This window comes from Natronomonas gomsonensis (genome assembly GCF_013391635.1).
GTDB classification, from domain to species: Archaea; Halobacteriota; Halobacteria; order Halobacteriales; family Haloarculaceae; genus Natronomonas; species Natronomonas gomsonensis_A.
Genome location: NZ_JACAWU010000001.1, coordinates 748,067 through 764,164, shown reverse-complemented (window position 1 = coordinate 764,164; position 16,098 = coordinate 748,067). Strand labels below are relative to the sequence as shown.

Genomic DNA, 16,098 nt, shown 5'->3' with positions numbered 1-16,098 from the left:
TCGCGTGCGAACGTACCGTCTATGCTGCCCCTCCAATTCGGCATCCCCGGCGGCCCGGAACTGCTCATCATCTTCCTGATACTGTTCCTTTTCGCAGTCCCAGTGCTACTCGTCGTCCTGTTTCTCGTGAGTCGAAGCGGTAGCAGCGACCGCGTCGAGGAACTCGAAGCCAGAGTCGAGGAACTCGAGAGCGAACTCGAAGAGGAGCGCTCGCGTTAGTCGACCCGTTCGGCGAAGCCGAACCGCGGCTTCACGTCGGTCACCCGCACCTCGACGGTCTCGCCCGCTTCGGTCCCGGAGACGAACAGCGTGTACCCCTCGACCTTCGCGATGCCGTCGCCCTCGCTGCCGACGTCCTCGATGTCGACTTCGAGTTGGTCACCCTCTCGAACCGGCGCAGTGAGTCGGCCTTTCGCAACCATGAACAGCTCCGAGGAGGAGTCCCGGGAGGCCTTCGGGTGAATCGTACGGACGTACTCGAACTCCTCCTCGATGTCGGCCCGCAGGTCGTCGGTATCGGGCCCTTCGAACACCTTCGCGACGAAGTCCCCGCCCGGAGCGAGTAACTCGAGGCTCGTCTCGAAGGCCATCCGCGCGAGATACACCGACCGCGCGTGGTCCAGCGAGTACTCCCCGGTCATGTTCGGCGCCATGTCGGAGACGACGACGTCGGCCTCGCCGACGAGTTCGACGACCTCCTCCCGGGTGTCGTCTTCGGTCATGTCGCCGCGGACGGTCTCGACGCCGTCGATTGGCTTGATGCGCTGGAGGTCGACGCCGACGACGGTCCCCGAGTCGCCGGCCAACTCTGAGGCGACCTGCAGCCACCCGCCCGGCGCCGCACCGAGGTCGACGACGGTGTTGCCCTCGCCGATGAGGCCCGCCTCCTCGTTCAGTTGCTTGAGTTTGTACGCCGCCCGGGAGCGATACCCCTCCTGTTTCGCCCGGTTGTAGTAGTCGTCCTTGCGAGTCATGGTTAGTTGGCCGAAATAGCGGGTCGGAACTGATACGCGCTTCGCTCCGAACTTTTTACGCCTCGGGTGCGCCTCCGGCGCACCGCGTGGCGGCTCCGCCGCCACGGCATCCGGTTGCGGGCCAAAGGCCCGCACCCCGCTCGGCGCAAAAATCCGTGCGAATCGCCAGCGGCGATTCGCTGGATGACGAGAGTCGCCGGCGGTGACTCTCGAACCACTTCGATAAAAAAGACAGCGGAGATATCTGCTACCGCCATCGTTCGGCAATTCCTGCCAGTTTTTAACCCCGGCGAGTGAGTACTCCGATAACAGATGGTCGTAGGAGACATCGCAACCGGAACGGAGGTACTGGTCATCGGCGGCGGGCCGGGCGGCTACGTCGCCGCGATTCGCGCCGGCCAGCTCGGATTGGACGTGACGCTCGTCGAGAAGGACGCCTACGGCGGCACCTGCCTCAATACGGGCTGTATCCCCTCGAAGGCACTCGTCCACGCGACCGATGTCGCCCACGAGGCACGTGGCGCCGAACACATGGGCGTCTACGCCGACCCCGCGGTCGACCTCCAGGGGATGGTCGACTGGAAGGACGGCGTCGTCGACCAACTCACGAGCGGCGTCGAGAAACTGTGCAAGGCAAACGGCGTCAATCTCGTCCCCGGCCGTGCGGAGTTCGTCAGCGACGACACAGTCCGCGTCGCCCACGGCGGTGAGGGGCAGGGCAGCGAATCTATCGAGTTCGAACACGCCATCGTCGCCACCGGGAGCCGCCCCATCCAGTTGCCGGGCTTCGAGTTCGACGACGACCGCATCCTCGACTCCAGCGGCCTGCTGTCGCTGACCGAACTCCCGGATTCCCTGCTCGTCGTCGGCGGCGGATACATCGGCATGGAACTGTCGACAGTGTTGGCGAAACTCGGCTGTGACGTGACCGTCGTCGAGATGCTCGACGACATCCTGCCGGGCTACGAGGACGACGTGACCCGCGTCGTCCGGGAACGCGCCGAGGAGTTAGGAATCGAGTTCCACTTCGGCGAGGCCGCCCAGGAGTGGGAGGAGGTCCAATCCGACGCCTTCGTCACGACCGAAGACGAGGACGGCGAAACCCACGAATACACCGCCGAGAAGGTGCTCGTCGCCGTCGGTCGTCAGCCCGTCACCGACACCGTCGGCCTTGACGCCATCGGCCTCGAAACCGCCGAGGACGGCACCATCGAGACGGACGACCAGGCCCGCAGCAGCGTCGAGAATGTCTTCGCCGTCGGCGACGTGGCCGGCGAGCCGATGTTGGCCCACAAGGCGTACAAGGAGGGCCACGTCGCCGCCGAGGTCATCGCCGGCGAACCCGCGGCCCTGGATTATCAGGCCGTCCCGGCAGCCGTCTTCACCGACCCCGAAATCGGTACCGTCGGGATGACCGAAGCCGACGCCGCCGACGCCGGCTTCGACCCCGTCGTCGGCCAGATGCCGCTTCGAGCCTCCGGGCGTGCACTCACTCTCGACGAGAGCGAGGGCTTCGTCCGCATCGTCGCCGACGCCGAAACCGAGTTCGTCCTCGGCGCCCAAATCGTCGCCCCCGAAGCCTCGGAACTCATCGCCGAGGTCGGCCTCGCCATCGAGATGGGCGCCCAACTCGAAGACGTTGCTGCGACCATCCACACGCACCCGACGCTGTCGGAAGCAGTCGCCGAGGCCGCCGCCAACGCCCGCGGCGAAGCGACACACACGTTGAACCGCTAGACACGGTCGCCGAATAGGCCCCCTTCGACCGAAAACCCCCGTCCAGTCTCACCGTCACCGTCCCCACCCTCCGGTTCGTCGTACTCGCCGCGACGGGCGCGAAGCCACCACTCCAAGAGACCGACACCCGCGAGAATCGCCGACAGCGTCGGCCACACGGCGAGTAACAACACGACGACCAGTTCCGCCCCCGCCGCGACGGCCGGCTGGACGAACGCGAGGTCGACGAGCAGGTAGGCCACAAGCCCGACGAGTGGGCTGACGAGCCCGAACCGACGGTTGAGCGCGACCGGAAGCCCGACGAGGACGAGCGCGACGCCGAAGACGTACCACAGCGTGAGCGCGAGGTCGACGGCAGGCGGAAGCGTCGGCGGCGCACCCGTGTCGAGTCGCCACAGCGGCAGCACCGCCCGGAAGGCGAACACGCCGAAATAAACCGTGGCGGCCATCACGCCGACCGAAAGCGCCCGAAGCGTCGCAAGCGAGGGCGGGGCACGGAACCGTTCCAGTCGAAGCCGAACGAGGGATTCGACGAGAGCGGTGACGACCACCAGCGGCCCCGCTATCAGGACGGCGACGAGCACCTGACCGCCGTGCCACTCGAGGGTGGCGGGGAGGGCGGCGAAGACGACGACCGACACGAGCGGTAGGGAGACCCGGTGGCGGACCGCGAGCACAGCCACGGCGGTGCCGAGGACGAACGGAACGACGAGGAGCGTCGCGAAGACGAGCGCCTCCCCGTAGGGGAGTCCCGCGGAGGTGGGAACCCTGACGAGGTCGGTCGTGACACCGTAGGCGAGGGCGATCGCGGCCGCGAGGGCGCCGGTCGTGAGGGCGCCGACGAAGCGCCTGTCGCGGAGCATAGCCGTCATCTCGGGGGGCAGAGACTTAAATGTCGAAACACCAGTCGGTAGTAGTCCCGACCGGACACCGCCCGATAGCTACCGCTCCCGCATCCGCACACCACATGACAGACAGACGCTGACGGGCCGGCCGTCGCCGTCGAGTTCTGCACGGAGTTCGCCACCGCAGTCAGGGCACGCCGCCTCCCGGTCGTGGCCGCAGCCAGGACAGACGAGACGCTCGTCGCCGCCGGTGAAGTCCAGCGCCGCGACTTCGGCGTCGCATTCGGGACAGCCGACGGGAACCCGGAGGTCGGTCTGACCCCGGGGTGCCCCCAGAGCGAGGACCGTCGCCGGGTCGCCGTGGGGGTTCGTGACGGACTGGAACTCGCCGGGCGCGACGCGGACGACTTCGCCCTCGTCGACGACGACGGTGCCGTCCAACGTCTCGAGGGTGACCGCGCCGTCGAGGACGAGGAAGACCTCCTCCTGGTTCTGGTGGGCGTGGAGACCGCTGATTCGGTCGCCGGGAGCGATCACGTAGTGGTTGATCGTCACGGCATCGGCGTCCAGCACGTCGCTGAGGCCGCGGCGTTCGACGCCTCCGACGCGGTTCGGATCGACGGATTCGATTTCGGTACTGCGCACATCCATGCCACTGCATGCGGGGAGTTAACCGTTATCCGAAGGGAACGACACTCGCGGTGATGGGCGTCCAGTGGGCTTTTGCCACCCGGCCTACTACGGATTGGCAATGAAAGCCCTCACGCTCGGCCCCGAAGGGACGTACTCACATCGCGCGACGCAGGCGGTCGCCGACGACATCGACTTCGTGGAATCGGTGACCGGCATCGTCGAGGGCGTCGCCAGCGGCGAGTACGAACGCGGCGTCATCCCCATCGAGAACAGCATCGAGGGGTCGGTCACCGAGTCGCTGGACGCACTCGCCGACCGCAACGTCGCCGTCGTCCGCGAGATCGTCACGCCCATTCAACACGCCCTGTTGGCACAGGCCGGGGAGTTCGACATCGTCGCGAGCCACCCCCAGGCGCTGGCGCAGTGTCGGGAGTACCTCAACGAGGAGTATCCGAGCGCGAAAACCGAGGCCGTCGCATCGACCGCACGGGGTGTCGAACGAGCACGGGAGGACGCCTCCGTCGCCGCCATCGGCCACCCCGCCACCGCCGGCGACGACCTGCAGGTGTTGGCCCGCGACATTCAGGACAGCACCTCCAACGCCACTCGATTCGTCGTCCTCGCCCCGGAGACCGAGCGTAACGACGCCGGCGGCAAGAGCTCCGTCATCGTGTACCCGAACACGAACCACCCGGGGCTCCTCCTGGAGATGCTCGAACCGTTCGCCGACCGCGATATCAACCTCTCGCGCGTCGAGTCCCGCCCCAGCGGCGAGCGCCTCGGCGACTACATGTTCCACTTCGACTTCGCCGCCGGCCTCTACGAGGAGCGGGCACAGGAGGCCATCGAAGAGCTCCGCGACATCGCATCGAACGGCTGGGTTCGCGTGCTCGGCTCCTACGACACCGAACACGTGTTATAAGACCGGTTTCCGAACCCGACCCGTTCGGTTCGGCCGGTCGGCCAGTTTCTCGTGACCGACGAAGGAGGGAGCGCGAGCGTTCAACGATCCGTTGCGCACGTTTACTTGCTCGTTGTCCGTATGTGTAGCATGTCGAATATTCCGGGAGACTTCGATCCAGAATCACCCGAAGAACGCGAGATCGCTGGCGAGGCGGCAACTGACCGGTCCGATTTTCTCTCACTCATGGGCCACGCCTACCGTGGTGAGATGGGCCGGACTACGTCGTGGCGCACACGAATCGACAGGACGACCAATTGGGCGGTCGTATTGACAGCGACGTTACTCACGTGGGCGTTTTCGTCGGAATCACGGCCCCACTACATCCTCCTCATCGGAATCGTCATGCTAACGGTGTTCTTGGGAATCGAGGCCCGTCGCTATCGCGTGTACGACATCTGGCGCTCTCGGATTCGGATGCTGGAAGAGAACGTGTTCGCGAACGCGCTCGACCCGGACGGCGTAGAGCTATCGAACTGGCGCGAACTTCTCAGCGACGATTTCCGAGCGCCGGCGGTGAAAATACCGGTAATCGAGGCCGTTTCGCGCCGCCTCCGACGCGTGTACTTCGCGCTCATCTCGGTTCTGGTCGCCGCCTGGGTCGTCCGGCTGACCGTGTTCGCAACGACGCCGACCGGACTTATCGAGACCGCTACCGTTGGGGTTGTGCCGGGTGAAGTCGTTCTCGGCAGTATTGCAGTGTACTACGTCTGTGGAATAGTACTGACGCTCTGGCCGAACAGACGGAAAGCGAAGGGTGAGTTGCAGTCACGGCCTGCGAACGAAGAGTGGAAATGATGCTCGTTGGCTGACTGGCGAATCGTTCAACAGCTAAACCGACTCTACGTCATCAAGCAAAAAACGAGCATCCGCGAGCGAAGCGAGCGGTTCACCGTGCGCCGCAGGCGCACGGGACCGAGGGCCGACCGGAGGGAGGCCCGATGTATCTTTTTCATGAACGTTTTTGCCGGGTCGGCGTAGCCGACCCGTGCAAAAAGGTTCTACATCATGCCGCCCATGCCGCCGCCCATACCGCCCATGCCGCCGGGGGCGCCGCCCGGGCCGCCTTCTTCCTCTTCACCTTCCGTGGAGAGGTCGCCGGCGGCGATGATGTCGTCGATCTTGAGCACGAGGTTCGCGGCCTCGGTGGCCGACGACAGTGCCTGCTGTTTCGCGTGGGCCGGTTCGACGACGCCGGCGTCGTAGGTGTCGACCACGTCGCCGGTGAACACGTTGAGCCCGGCGGTTTCGTCACCGCTCTCGTGAGCCGAGCGCAGGTCGACGAGCGTGTCGATGGAGTCGAGGCCGGCGTTTTCGGCCAGCACGCGCGGGACGAGTTCGAGCGCGTCGGCGAAGGCCTCGACGGCGAGCTGTTCGCGGCCGGAGACGCTGTCGGCGTACTCGCGGACGCGACGGGCGACTTCGACCTCGACGGCGCCGCCGCCGGCCAGCACGCGGCCGTCGGAGACGGTCTGAGAGACCACGTCGAGGGCGTCGCCGATACCGCGTTCGAGTTCGTCGACGACGTGTTCGGTCGAGCCACGCAGCAACAGCGTCACGCCGTGGCTCTCGTCGCCGGTGCCTTCGACGTAGAACAGTTCGTCGGCCTCGTCGTAGTTGACGGAGGCGGAGCCGAGGTCCTCGGCGGTGAGCGCGTCGAGGTCCGAGACGATGTTGGCCTCGGTCACCTCACGCAGGAAGCCGAGGTCGGTCTTCTTGACTCGGGAGGTCGCGAGGATGCCCTCCTTCGCGAGGAAGTGTTCGGCGAGGTCGTCGATGCCCTTCTGACAGAAGACGACGTCGGCGCCGGAGTCGGCGATTTTGTCGACCTTCTCTCGGAGCTGTTCCTCCTCCTGGTCGAGGAACTGCTGGAGCTGGTCGGGGCTGTCGAGCTGGACGGACGCGTCGGCGTCGGTCTCCTCGACCTCGATGGGTTCGTTGATGAGGAGCACGTCGGCGTCGTCGAACTGCGTCGGCATGTCGGCGTGGGCCGGGTCCTTGTCGATGACGGCGCCGTTGAGCAGTTCGCTCTCGCCGGCCGAGCGGCCGGTCTGGGTCTCGATGTTGACGTACTCGAGGTCGACGATGGTCTCGCCGTCGTCAGCCTCGACGGTGACCGCCTGAACGGCGTCGACGACGAGTTGGGCGAGAACGTCCTTGTTGAGTTCCGCGCCCTTGCCGGTCATGGAGGTCTCGGCGACCTTCTTGATGAGTTCGGTGTCCTCGGGGTCGACCTGACGGGCCACGTTGTCGATTTCGGCGCGGGCCTGCTCGCTGGCGAGGTGGAAGCCCTTGATGATGGCCGTCGGGTGGATGTCCTGCTCGAGCAGGTCCTCGGCGTTCTTCAGGAGTTCGCCGGCAATGGAGACGGCGGTCGTGGTGCCGTCGCCCGCCTCGTCTTCCTGTGTTTCGGCAACTTCGACAATCATCGAGGCCGTCGGGTTGTCGATGTCCATCTCTTCGAGGATGGTGACGCCGTCGTTCGTGACGGTGATGTCACCCATCGAGGAGACGAGCATCTTGTCCATCCCTTTCGGGCCGAGTGTCGAGCGTACGGCCTCTGCGACCGCACGCGCCGCCGAGATGTTGTGGCTCTGGGCGTCGCGGTCCTTCATCCGCTGGGAATCCTCGCCGAGAATGATCATCGGCTGACCTCCCATTCGCTGCTGTTGGCTCATAGTCGTCCGAATGATTGTCCACGGTTCTATATAAATGTATCTGATACGGACCGATACCGATTGGAGACAGCACTCAACGGTAAACGGGAAGAATCGTCGTACTGCGGCGCTGTGTGAACGATTGTCTCGGCCTACATTCCGACGATGCGAGGAATCGATTCGTGTCGCTACTGGCGGGGTTTATTACAGAGGAGTGGTGGGGCTCGGTTCGACCCGAAACGGTGGGGGTCACGCCGAGACGAATCAGCGGAGCCGCTTTGCTTCTCACGTCGGGTCGTCGCAAAAGCGCCGGGACAGGGATTTGAACCCTGGATCCCTGAGGGAACACGCTTTCCAGGCGTGCGCCTTACCACTCGGCCATCCCGGCTCACCCCAATCTACCGGAGTGGTCCGTTTAAAGCCTTCGCGTTCGGTGGGAGCATGTCACTCCCCATCCCTCTCCGAGCGAACCCGGACCATCGTGCCGAATCGTCCCTCCGCGTAGTAGGCCGTCGACGTAGCTGTCCCGAAGACGACGACCGTGACCGCCGCCAGTGGACCGACGCCGACGAACGCCCCGTCGGCGAGGAGATACCCCTGATGGGCGACGAGAAACGCCAGCGCGCCGACGGCACCCCACAAGAGCGCCGACCGCTTTTCGGGCGTCACTCTCGGGTCGCCACCGCCTCGATTTCGACGGCCATCCCCAGCGGCAACGCGCCGGCTTGTACCGCCGACCGCGCCGGCGGCTCGTCGTCGAAGTAACTCGCGTACGTCTCGTTCATCTCCTCGAAATCCTCGATATCGGCGAGGAACACCGTCGTCTTGAGCACGTCATCGAGGCTCGACCCGGCTTCCTCCAGAACTGCTTCGAGGTTGTCCAGCGCCCGTTCGGTCTGGACCGCGACCGGTTCGTCGTCGAGCGCCTCACCCTCGGGCGTCAGCGCTATCTGTCCGGCGGTGAACACGAGGTCGCCGTCGGTCGTCGCCTGGCTGTAGGCCCCTGCCGCGGGCGGTGCGTCGTCGGTGTGAATCGTCTCTTTGCCCATACCCGTCCTGCGTCGCCGTTGGACATAAAATCGGTTGCCGGGCGACGGCGCTTACTCCACCCGAACCGTTCGGCTGTCCGTGACGGGAACGAGCGGCAGTTCCGAGAAGGCGACCTCGACCTCGTAGGTCAGTTCCTCCGCGTCGCCACCGAAGACACCGACGGGAACGGTCGTCTCGCCCAGATACCGCGTCGTCTCCGACATCTCGACGCCGTTGACCGTCACGCGGACGCCGGCGGGCGCGCCGTCGCCGTCGTTTTCGACCATCAGTTCGGCCATCGTGTTCTCACCGGCGGGTATCGAGTCGGGGACGCCGCTCCACTCGAAGGAGAGGTCGGGGAGCGACTCGGCCTGTTCGAGGACGCGCTCTGCCAGCCCCTCCGAGAGACCGGCGTCGACCAGACCGCTGACGCCCGCTTGGCGTACGTCCGCGGGCGTCTCCAGCCCCTCGCGGGCGAGTTTCTGGGCCCGACCCTTGCCGACGCCCTCGATGGCGGTGAGGCCGACGGCTTCGGCGCTGATGCCGTGTTCGAGGCGAGCCTCGATGCGGCAAACGAGGTTGGCGTCCCGCGGCGCGGCGAACCGCTCACAGAACGCCCGCAGCGCCGCGAGCATCCGCGTCGCGTTCTGTCTGATGACCCACGCGTCGCTTTTGAGTTCGCCGGGCGTCGTCCCCGACATCGCCGACCGGAGGATGGCGAGCACCTTCCGGTTGCCCGCATCGAGGTCGTCGCCCTCGCCGTCGAGGACGGCCTTGAACGCCTCTCGCTCGTCACGGCGCGCGGAGACGCTGTCGAACTCCCCGGCGTCGGCGACCGTCCGCAGGACGGCCGACTCGTCGATAGCGGGCGTCTCGTCCGCGGCAGCCCGTTCACACAGTCGGTGGAACCCCTCGGCAGTGTCGAGTCGCAAGTAGAACTGCGAGGTGAGTTTGCCGAGAGCGGTCGGTTCGATATCGAGTCCCGACTGGTCGACGAAGCCGCCCGAGACGAGTCGCTCCAGCGTCGCCGAGACGCGGTCCCGAAGCGACTCGCCCGCGTCGTACTGTTCCGGGGCGCTCTTCGCGCGGGTGTAGTAGAACGTCGTCTCCAGCCACTCCATTACGTCCTCGATGTCGTCGACGACGCCCAGCGCGATTTCGGCGTTGAGATGCGAGTCGAGTTCCCCCGCCAGCCGCGATTCGATGGGCTTGCCCTCGAGGAGCAGTTGGCGGTACTTCTCGGCGTCGCTCCCGTCGCAGACGACGTAGGCGTAGCCGGCGTCGTCGTAGCCCGGCCGCCCGGCCCGTCCGAGCATCTGGAGGATGTCCAGCGGGCTCATGTCGACTTCACCCTCCAGGGGGTCGTGGAGTTTGGTGTCGCGGATGACGACACACCGCGCCGGGAGGTTCACCCCCCACGCCAGCGTCGAGGTCGAAAACAGCAGTTGAATCTTCCCCTCCTTGAACCACGCCTCGACGCGGTCTTTGTCCTCCTTCGAGAGGCCAGCGTGGTGGAAGCCGACGCCGTCGATGACCGACTGTCTGAGCGTGTCGTTGTTCAGTTCCTCGGCGTCGGTGTGGAAATCGTAGTCGCCGCGGGCGCCGATTTCGACGTCGCGTTCGGCGATTACGTCACGGGCCTTCTCGGCGGCCCGAACCGTATCCTGTCTGGAGGCGACGAAGACGAGCGCCTGTCCCCCGTCTTCGATGTGGGGTTGGGCGAGGTCCAGCGCCCGGTACAGTCGGCGGTACTTGTCGGCGAAGGCGTTGTCGCCGTGGGCGTACGTCTCGACGCTTGCCGACAGCGGCACCGGTCGATAGTCGTCGCCGAACTGGAAGGTGCAGTCGTCGGGCGCATCGAGCCAGTCGGCCACGTCCTCGACGTTCTGCATCGTCGCCGACAGCGCGACGATGCGGGGGCCACAGAGCCGACGCAATCGCGAGATCGTCACTTCCAGCACCGCCCCACGGCGGTCCGAATCCAGCAGATGCACCTCGTCGATGACGACACAGTCCACATCGGTGATGAACGAATAGCGAGGCGAGTCGTGTTTCCGCGTCGCCGAATCGGCCTTCTCCGGCGTCATCACGAGGATGTCGGCGCGCTCGGCGCGGCGCGGGTTCAAATCCCGCTCGCCGGTGACGACGTACACCGAATACCCCAGCGCCTCGAAGCGCTCCCACTCGTCTTCCTTCTCGTTGGTCAGCGCACGCAGCGGCGCGAGAAACAGCGCGGTCCCGTCGTTTCGGAGCGTCCGACAGATGGCCAACTCCGCGAGTGCGGTCTTGCCGCTGGCCGTCGGCGCGCTCACGACGACGTTCTCCCCCGAATCGAGGACCGCGGGCAGCGCCTCCCGCTGCATCCGATTGAACGACTCGAAGGGGAACGCCTCGGCGAACTCGGGGACGATATCCGCGACGCCGGCGGAGGTAGACACTACCGAATGGGAGAGCGCCCCAAGTAAAAACGCATCTCTTCGAGAGCGTCAGTCGCTCCCGGCCGCCCCGTCGGCCGCCTCCGAGGCGGCGTTCGTGAACATCGGCTCCCACTTCCAGATGTAGTACCCACCCAGACCGACCGCCGCGAGGACGTTCGAGGCGGTCACCGCCCAGAAGACGGCGTAGATGCCCCAGTCGAGTCCACCAACCGCGAAGCCACCGATGACGACCGAGGCGGCTGGCAGCGCGGCAGCCGCTGCCGGGATGCGGACCCCCCAGTACTTCAGAAGGTCGACGACGAAACTCGTCCGGGTCCGGGAGGCCCCGTTGAACGCCGCCAACAGCACCGCGGAGGCACCCATCGCGGGGTAGCCGTAGGCGAGGATAGCGAGGTAGTCGACGGTACGGTCGAAGCCGGCGGGACTGAGCGTCGGCACGAAGAGCGTCGCGAGAAAGCCGGGGAACAGCCACTGGAGGAGGCCGACGGCGCCGAGTGTTCCGGCGGCGATGGCGACACCGGTTCGGACCGTTCCGTGGGCCCGGTCGGGTCGGTCGTCGCCGACGTTCTGTCCGACCATCGACTGGGTCGCGCCGCCGAACCCCGAGGCGGGAACGAACGCCACCGTCGCCACTCTCGCACCGACCGTGTAGGCGGCCAGTCCCGCGGCACCGCCGACCGTCGCGACGACGCCGACGATAGCGACGCGAGCCGACTGACCGGCGAGTCGTTGGCCGGAAACGGGCGCGCCGATGTCGACCAGTTCCCGGATGTCTGCCACCGAAAAGCGGGCGTCAGCCACGGAAAGCGAGAGACTGTCGCGGCGGCCGGCCACAAGCGCGAGCGCAGCGAGGAGGCCGACCGTATAGCCGATGCCGGTCGCGAGCGCCGCACCCTCGACGCCCAGCGCGGGAATCCATCGGTAGCCGAGAATCAAAAGCGGGTCGAGGACGACGTTCGTCCCGACCATCACGAGATTGATGTACAGCGTCGCCCGGGTGTCACCCCAGCCGACGAAGCCGCGCTCGATAGCGTCGCTGGTGGCCGCCAGCGGGAAGAACGCCGCGAACACGAGGAGGTACGCGACCGACAGCGGCGCGACGACCGGGCCGGCACCGAGCAGACGGACGAGCGACGCTCCGAAGACGAAGACGACGCCGAGCAACGCGCCACCGAGGGCGAACGACAGGACGGCGCCGTTGAATACGAGACGGCGGGCGCCCGTCTCGTCGGCCGACCCGACGCGCTGGGCGACCAGAATCTGCGTCCCGACGGCGGCCGTCGCGGTGACGCCGAACATGGTCGCGATGAGCGGGAAGTTCAACCCGACGGCGGCGACCGCGTTCTCGCCGACGCGCCCCAGCCAGAACGTATCGATCAACTGGTTGAGGACGTGGACGAGGTTCTGTGCCAAAAGCGGCAGCGCCAGCGCGACCAACGTCGGCGCGATAGGCCCACCGGTAATGTCGTCGCTGGAAACGTCCAGTCCCCCCATCGAACGAGGTATCGGCCCCTCTATACATATCGTTTGCGGGCGAAATTTACGGTCGAACGATGGGCGCCAAACAACCGCACGTTTTTGCCACGGGCACCGAATCTAGGGGTATGAGCAGTCGGCGCCGGAAGCCGGAGTGGCTGAAGACGCGTCCGCCGAGCGGCCAGCGGTTCGCCGAAATCAAGGCGACGCTCCGCGAGCGGAACCTCCACACCGTCTGTGAGGAGGCCAACTGTCCGAACCTCGGGGACTGCTGGAGCGGCCGCAACGGTCCCGGGACGGCGACGTTCATGCTGATGGGCGACCGCTGTTCGCGGGGGTGTAACTTCTGTGACGTGGAGACCGGCGGAATGGAACCGCTCGACCCCGAGGAACCCGCAAACGTCGCCGAGGCGGTCGTCGAAATCGGCCTCGACTACGTCGTTCTCACCTCGGTCGACCGCGACGACCTTGACGACGGCGGCGCCGCCCACTTCGCCGAGACGATTCGGGAGATAAAGCGGCGCGACCCGTCGATTCTCGTCGAAACGCTGATTCCGGACTTCGGGGGCGACCCCGAAGATGTCCGGCGAATCATCGATGCTGAACCCGATGTCATTGCCCACAACGTCGAGACGGTCGAACGGCTCCAGTGGCCCGTCCGTGACCGCCGGGCCGGCTACGAGCAGTCGCTTTCGGTGCTCCAGCAGGTGAGCGACGAGTCCGACATCTACACGAAAACGAGCCTCATGCTCGGCGTCGGCGAGTACGACCACGAGGTGTATCGGACGCTCTCGGATTTGCGGGAACGCGACGTGGACATCGTCACCTTCGGCCAGTATCTCCAGCCCTCTCGGTCGCATCTGGAGGTGTTCGATTACGTCCACCCCGACAAGTTCGACGTCTGGAAGACCGTCGCCGAAGGGGAGTTCGGCTTCCTCTACTGTGCGTCGGGCCCGATGGTCCGGTCGTCGTTCAAGGCCGGCGAGTTCTTCGTCGAGGCGCTGCTCCGGGAGGGCAAGAGCGTCGAGGAGGCCCGCCGGACCGCCACCGAGGCGGCCGATTGACCCGAGCGGCGTCGAACTCGGTGGGCGTCCACCGAACACCGATACAGCATCATTTTTCGTAGAAATCGGCTATTTTCTCCGCGCATATCGTTCGTTCGTCCGGGAATTCTCGATTGTGCAGAACGTGGCAAAATTTACGTAAACACTATGCCGTCGGCCATTGACAGTTCGGCTATGCGACGGAGGGAGTTATGAGTACGCTACAACGCGACCCCGACGACCGGGTTCGGGTCCTCGACGAGGACGGCCGGGTCGTCGACGGCGCGGAGGTACCGGACCTCTCCGACGAGGACCTCGTCGAGATGTATCGACAGATGCGGTTGGCACGGCACTTCGACCAGCGGGCGGTCAGCCTCCAGCGACAGGGTCGGATGGGGACGTACCCACCGCTGTCCGGCCAGGAGGCCGCACAGGTCGGCAGCGCCGCCGCGATGGACGACGACGACTGGATGTTCCCCAGTTACCGCGAACACGGCGCCGCCTACGTCCGAGGCGTCGACCTCGCCCAGACCCTCCGGTACTGGATGGGCGACGAGCGCGGCAACGCCCTCGAAGGGCTGAACATCTTCCCAGTGGCAGTGCCCATCGCCACCCAGATTCTGCACGCGACGGGCGCGGCGTGGGCCTCGAATCTGAAGGACGGCGAGGATCGAAACGCCTTCCTCTGTTACTTCGGCGACGGCGCGACCTCCGAGGGCGACTTCCACGAGGGGCTGAACTTCGCCGGCGTCTTCGACGCCCCCGCCGTCTTCTTCTGTAACAACAATCAGTGGGCCATCTCGGTGCCGCGGGAGCGACAGACCGCAAGCGAGACGCTAGCCCAAAAGGCCGACGCCTACGGCTTCGAGGGCGTCCAGGTCGACGGGATGGACCCGCTCGCGGTGTATCAGGTCACCCGCCAGGCTATCGAGAAGGCGAAAGCAGCGGATCCCGACGGACAGCGGCCGACGCTAATCGAGGCGGTGCAGTACCGCTTCGGCGCTCACACGACCGCCGACGACCCCTCGGTGTATCGCGACGAGGAGGAAGTCGAGAAGTGGAAGGCCAAGGACCCGATTCCACGGCTGGAGTCGTACCTGCGGAACAACGGCGTCCTCGACGACGAGGCCGTCGACGCGGTCACCCAGTCGGTCGAAGACGAGGTGGCCGAGGCCATCACCGAAGCCGAAAGCTTCGAGCGGCCCGAGGCGACCGACATGTTCGACTACGTCTTCGAGGAGCGAACCGAACGGCTCGAGGAACAGCGCGCACACCTCCAGCGGTTGCGCGAACGGCACGGCGACGAGGAACTACTCGAATGAGTTCGACACAGAATTTGACACTGGTACAGGCCGTCCGAGACGGCCTGAAAAGCGAGATGCAACGCGACGACGACGTCCTCGTGATGGGCGAGGACGTGGGCAAGAACGGCGGCGTCTTCCGGGCGACGGAAGGGCTGTACGACGAGTTCGGCGGGGACCGCGTCATCGACACGCCGCTTGCGGAGTCCGGCATCGTCGGGACCGCCATCGGCATGGCCGCATACGGCCTCAAACCGGTTCCAGAAATCCAGTTCTCCGGGTTCATGTACCCGGCGTTCGACCAAATCGTCTCTCACGCCGCCCGACTGCGGACGCGCTCGCGTGGCCGGTTCACCTGCCCGATGGTGGTTCGAGCACCGTACGGTGGTGGCATTCGTGCGCCGGAGCACCACTCCGAATCCAAGGAGGCATTTTACGCCCACGAGGCCGGGCTGAAAGTCGTCATCCCTTCGACGCCGTACGACACGAAGGGACTGCTCGCGGCGTCGATTCGAGACCCCGACCCGGTCATCTTCCTCGAACCCAAACTCATCTACCGGGCGTTCCGCGAGGAAGTGCCCGACGACGATTACACAGTCGAGTTAGGCGAGGCCGCGGTCCGCCGCGAAGGCTCCGACATCTCGCTGTTCACCTGGGGTGCGATGACCCGGCCGTCGATTCAGGCCGCCGAATCCGTCGCCGAGGACGGCATCGACGTGGAGGTCATCGACCTGCGGACGCTGAAGCCGATGGACACCGACGCCATCCTCGAATCCTTCGAGAAGACCGGCCGCGCAGTCGTCGTCCACGAAGCGCCGAAGACCGGCGGCCTCGCCGGCGAAATCACGGCGACGATTCAGGAGGAGGCGCTGCTGTACCAGGAGGCGCCGGTCAACCGCGTCACCGGCTTCGACGTTCCCTACCCGCTGTACGCACTGGAGGATTACTACATGCCCGAGGATACCCGCATCGAGGACGCCATCCGAGAGACCTACGAATTCTGA

15 protein-coding genes and 1 tRNA gene are annotated in these 16,098 nt (G+C 65.9%); 7 read left to right on the top strand and 9 right to left on the bottom strand.

Annotated elements, in window-relative coordinates:
* The first annotated feature begins 21 nt into the window (after positions 1-21).
* A complete protein-coding gene (locus HWX69_RS04060) occupies positions 22-219 on the top strand; it encodes a hypothetical protein (RefSeq protein WP_178915824.1) in 198 nt (65 codons plus the stop codon).
* Here the strand turns inward: HWX69_RS04060 and HWX69_RS04055 are convergent.
* Complete coding sequence (locus tag HWX69_RS04055; protein ID WP_178915823.1) at positions 216-974, bottom strand: 23S rRNA (uridine(2552)-2'-O)-methyltransferase; 759 nt, start codon at positions 972-974, stop codon at positions 216-218. The genes HWX69_RS04060 and HWX69_RS04055 overlap by 4 nt on opposite strands.
* A gap of 312 nt (positions 975-1,286) precedes the next feature.
* Here HWX69_RS04055 and lpdA point away from each other — a divergent pair, with 312 nt between their 5' ends.
* Positions 1,287-2,711, top strand: a complete 1,425-nt coding sequence (gene lpdA, locus HWX69_RS04050; protein ID WP_178915822.1) for a dihydrolipoyl dehydrogenase — start codon at positions 1,287-1,289, stop codon at positions 2,709-2,711.
* On the opposite strand, the gene HWX69_RS04045 is transcribed toward lpdA, so the two are convergent.
* Both HWX69_RS04045 and HWX69_RS04040 read right to left on the bottom strand, forming a co-directional pair.
* The gene (locus tag HWX69_RS04045; protein WP_178915821.1) at positions 2,708-3,574 is read right to left on the bottom strand and encodes a hypothetical protein; all 867 of its coding nucleotides are present in this window, start codon (positions 3,572-3,574) and stop codon (positions 2,708-2,710) included. The genes lpdA and HWX69_RS04045 overlap by 4 nt on opposite strands.
* A 78-nt stretch (positions 3,575-3,652) precedes the next feature.
* Positions 3,653-4,201: a cupin domain-containing protein gene (locus HWX69_RS04040; RefSeq protein ID WP_178915820.1), complete on the bottom strand. Its 549-nt coding sequence runs from the start codon at positions 4,199-4,201 to the stop codon at positions 3,653-3,655.
* Between the two features lie 106 nt (positions 4,202-4,307).
* Here HWX69_RS04040 and pheA point away from each other — a divergent pair, with 106 nt between their 5' ends.
* Entirely contained in the window at positions 4,308-5,111 is an 804-nt protein-coding gene (gene pheA / locus HWX69_RS04035) for a prephenate dehydratase (RefSeq protein ID WP_178915819.1), read from the top strand.
* 129 nt (positions 5,112-5,240) lie between these two features.
* Complete coding sequence (locus tag HWX69_RS04030; protein ID WP_178916599.1) at positions 5,241-5,948, top strand: DUF2270 domain-containing protein; 708 nt, start codon at positions 5,241-5,243, stop codon at positions 5,946-5,948.
* Positions 5,949-6,151: 203 nt separating this feature from the next.
* Here the strand turns inward: HWX69_RS04030 and thsB are convergent, their stop codons facing one another.
* The 6 genes from thsB to HWX69_RS04000 form a co-directional block, all read right to left on the bottom strand.
* Positions 6,152-7,828 carry a thermosome subunit beta gene (gene thsB, locus HWX69_RS04025; RefSeq protein ID WP_178915818.1) on the bottom strand — a complete coding sequence of 559 codons (1,677 nt, stop codon included), beginning with the start codon at positions 7,826-7,828 and terminating at the stop codon, positions 6,152-6,154.
* A gap of 286 nt (positions 7,829-8,114) precedes the next feature.
* Positions 8,115-8,195: transfer RNA gene (locus HWX69_RS04020), tRNA-Ser, on the bottom strand.
* A 56-nt stretch (positions 8,196-8,251) separates the two neighbouring features.
* Positions 8,252-8,476, bottom strand: a complete 225-nt coding sequence (locus HWX69_RS04015) for a hypothetical protein (protein WP_178915817.1) — start codon at positions 8,474-8,476, stop codon at positions 8,252-8,254.
* Positions 8,473-8,856, bottom strand: coding sequence for a Rid family detoxifying hydrolase (locus HWX69_RS04010; RefSeq protein ID WP_178915816.1), 384 nt, complete (start codon positions 8,854-8,856; stop codon positions 8,473-8,475). Before HWX69_RS04010 ends, HWX69_RS04015 begins: the two co-directional genes overlap by 4 nt.
* Before the next feature lie 51 nt (positions 8,857-8,907).
* The gene (locus HWX69_RS04005) at positions 8,908-11,274 is read right to left on the bottom strand and encodes a DEAD/DEAH box helicase (RefSeq protein ID WP_348642973.1); all 2,367 of its coding nucleotides are present in this window, start codon (positions 11,272-11,274) and stop codon (positions 8,908-8,910) included.
* A 48-nt stretch (positions 11,275-11,322) separates the two neighbouring features.
* The gene (locus tag HWX69_RS04000) at positions 11,323-12,768 is read right to left on the bottom strand and encodes an MATE family efflux transporter (RefSeq protein ID WP_178915815.1); all 1,446 of its coding nucleotides are present in this window, start codon (positions 12,766-12,768) and stop codon (positions 11,323-11,325) included.
* Between the two features lie 110 nt (positions 12,769-12,878).
* Here HWX69_RS04000 and lipA point away from each other — a divergent pair, with 110 nt between their 5' ends.
* From lipA to HWX69_RS03985, 3 genes are all read left to right on the top strand, one after another.
* Positions 12,879-13,814, top strand: a complete 936-nt coding sequence (gene lipA / locus HWX69_RS03995) for a lipoyl synthase (RefSeq protein ID WP_178915814.1) — start codon at positions 12,879-12,881, stop codon at positions 13,812-13,814.
* A gap of 191 nt (positions 13,815-14,005) precedes the next feature.
* Complete coding sequence (pdhA, locus tag HWX69_RS03990) at positions 14,006-15,115, top strand: pyruvate dehydrogenase (acetyl-transferring) E1 component subunit alpha (RefSeq protein ID WP_178915813.1); 1,110 nt, start codon at positions 14,006-14,008, stop codon at positions 15,113-15,115.
* Positions 15,112-16,098, top strand: coding sequence for an alpha-ketoacid dehydrogenase subunit beta (locus tag HWX69_RS03985; protein ID WP_178915812.1), 987 nt, complete (start codon positions 15,112-15,114; stop codon positions 16,096-16,098). Before pdhA ends, HWX69_RS03985 begins: the two co-directional genes overlap by 4 nt.

Coding starts and splice junctions, on each gene's coding strand:
- HWX69_RS04060 (WP_178915824.1), top strand. CDS start 22: ATGCTGCCCCTCCAATTCGGCATCCCCGGCGGCCCGGAACTGCTCATC.
- HWX69_RS04055 (WP_178915823.1), bottom strand. CDS start 974: ATGACTCGCAAGGACGACTACTACAACCGGGCGAAACAGGAGGGGTAT.
- lpdA (WP_178915822.1), top strand. CDS start 1,287: ATGGTCGTAGGAGACATCGCAACCGGAACGGAGGTACTGGTCATCGGC.
- HWX69_RS04045 (WP_178915821.1), bottom strand. CDS start 3,574: ATGCTCCGCGACAGGCGCTTCGTCGGCGCCCTCACGACCGGCGCCCTC.
- pheA (WP_178915819.1), top strand. CDS start 4,308: ATGAAAGCCCTCACGCTCGGCCCCGAAGGGACGTACTCACATCGCGCG.
- HWX69_RS04030 (WP_178916599.1), top strand. CDS start 5,241: ATGTCGAATATTCCGGGAGACTTCGATCCAGAATCACCCGAAGAACGC.
- thsB (WP_178915818.1), bottom strand. CDS start 7,828: ATGAGCCAACAGCAGCGAATGGGAGGTCAGCCGATGATCATTCTCGGC.
- HWX69_RS04010 (WP_178915816.1), bottom strand. CDS start 8,856: ATGGGCAAAGAGACGATTCACACCGACGACGCACCGCCCGCGGCAGGG.
- HWX69_RS04000 (WP_178915815.1), bottom strand. CDS start 12,768: ATGGGGGGACTGGACGTTTCCAGCGACGACATTACCGGTGGGCCTATC.
- lipA (WP_178915814.1), top strand. CDS start 12,879: ATGAGCAGTCGGCGCCGGAAGCCGGAGTGGCTGAAGACGCGTCCGCCG.
- pdhA (WP_178915813.1), top strand. CDS start 14,006: ATGAGTACGCTACAACGCGACCCCGACGACCGGGTTCGGGTCCTCGAC.
- HWX69_RS03985 (WP_178915812.1), top strand. CDS start 15,112: ATGAGTTCGACACAGAATTTGACACTGGTACAGGCCGTCCGAGACGGC.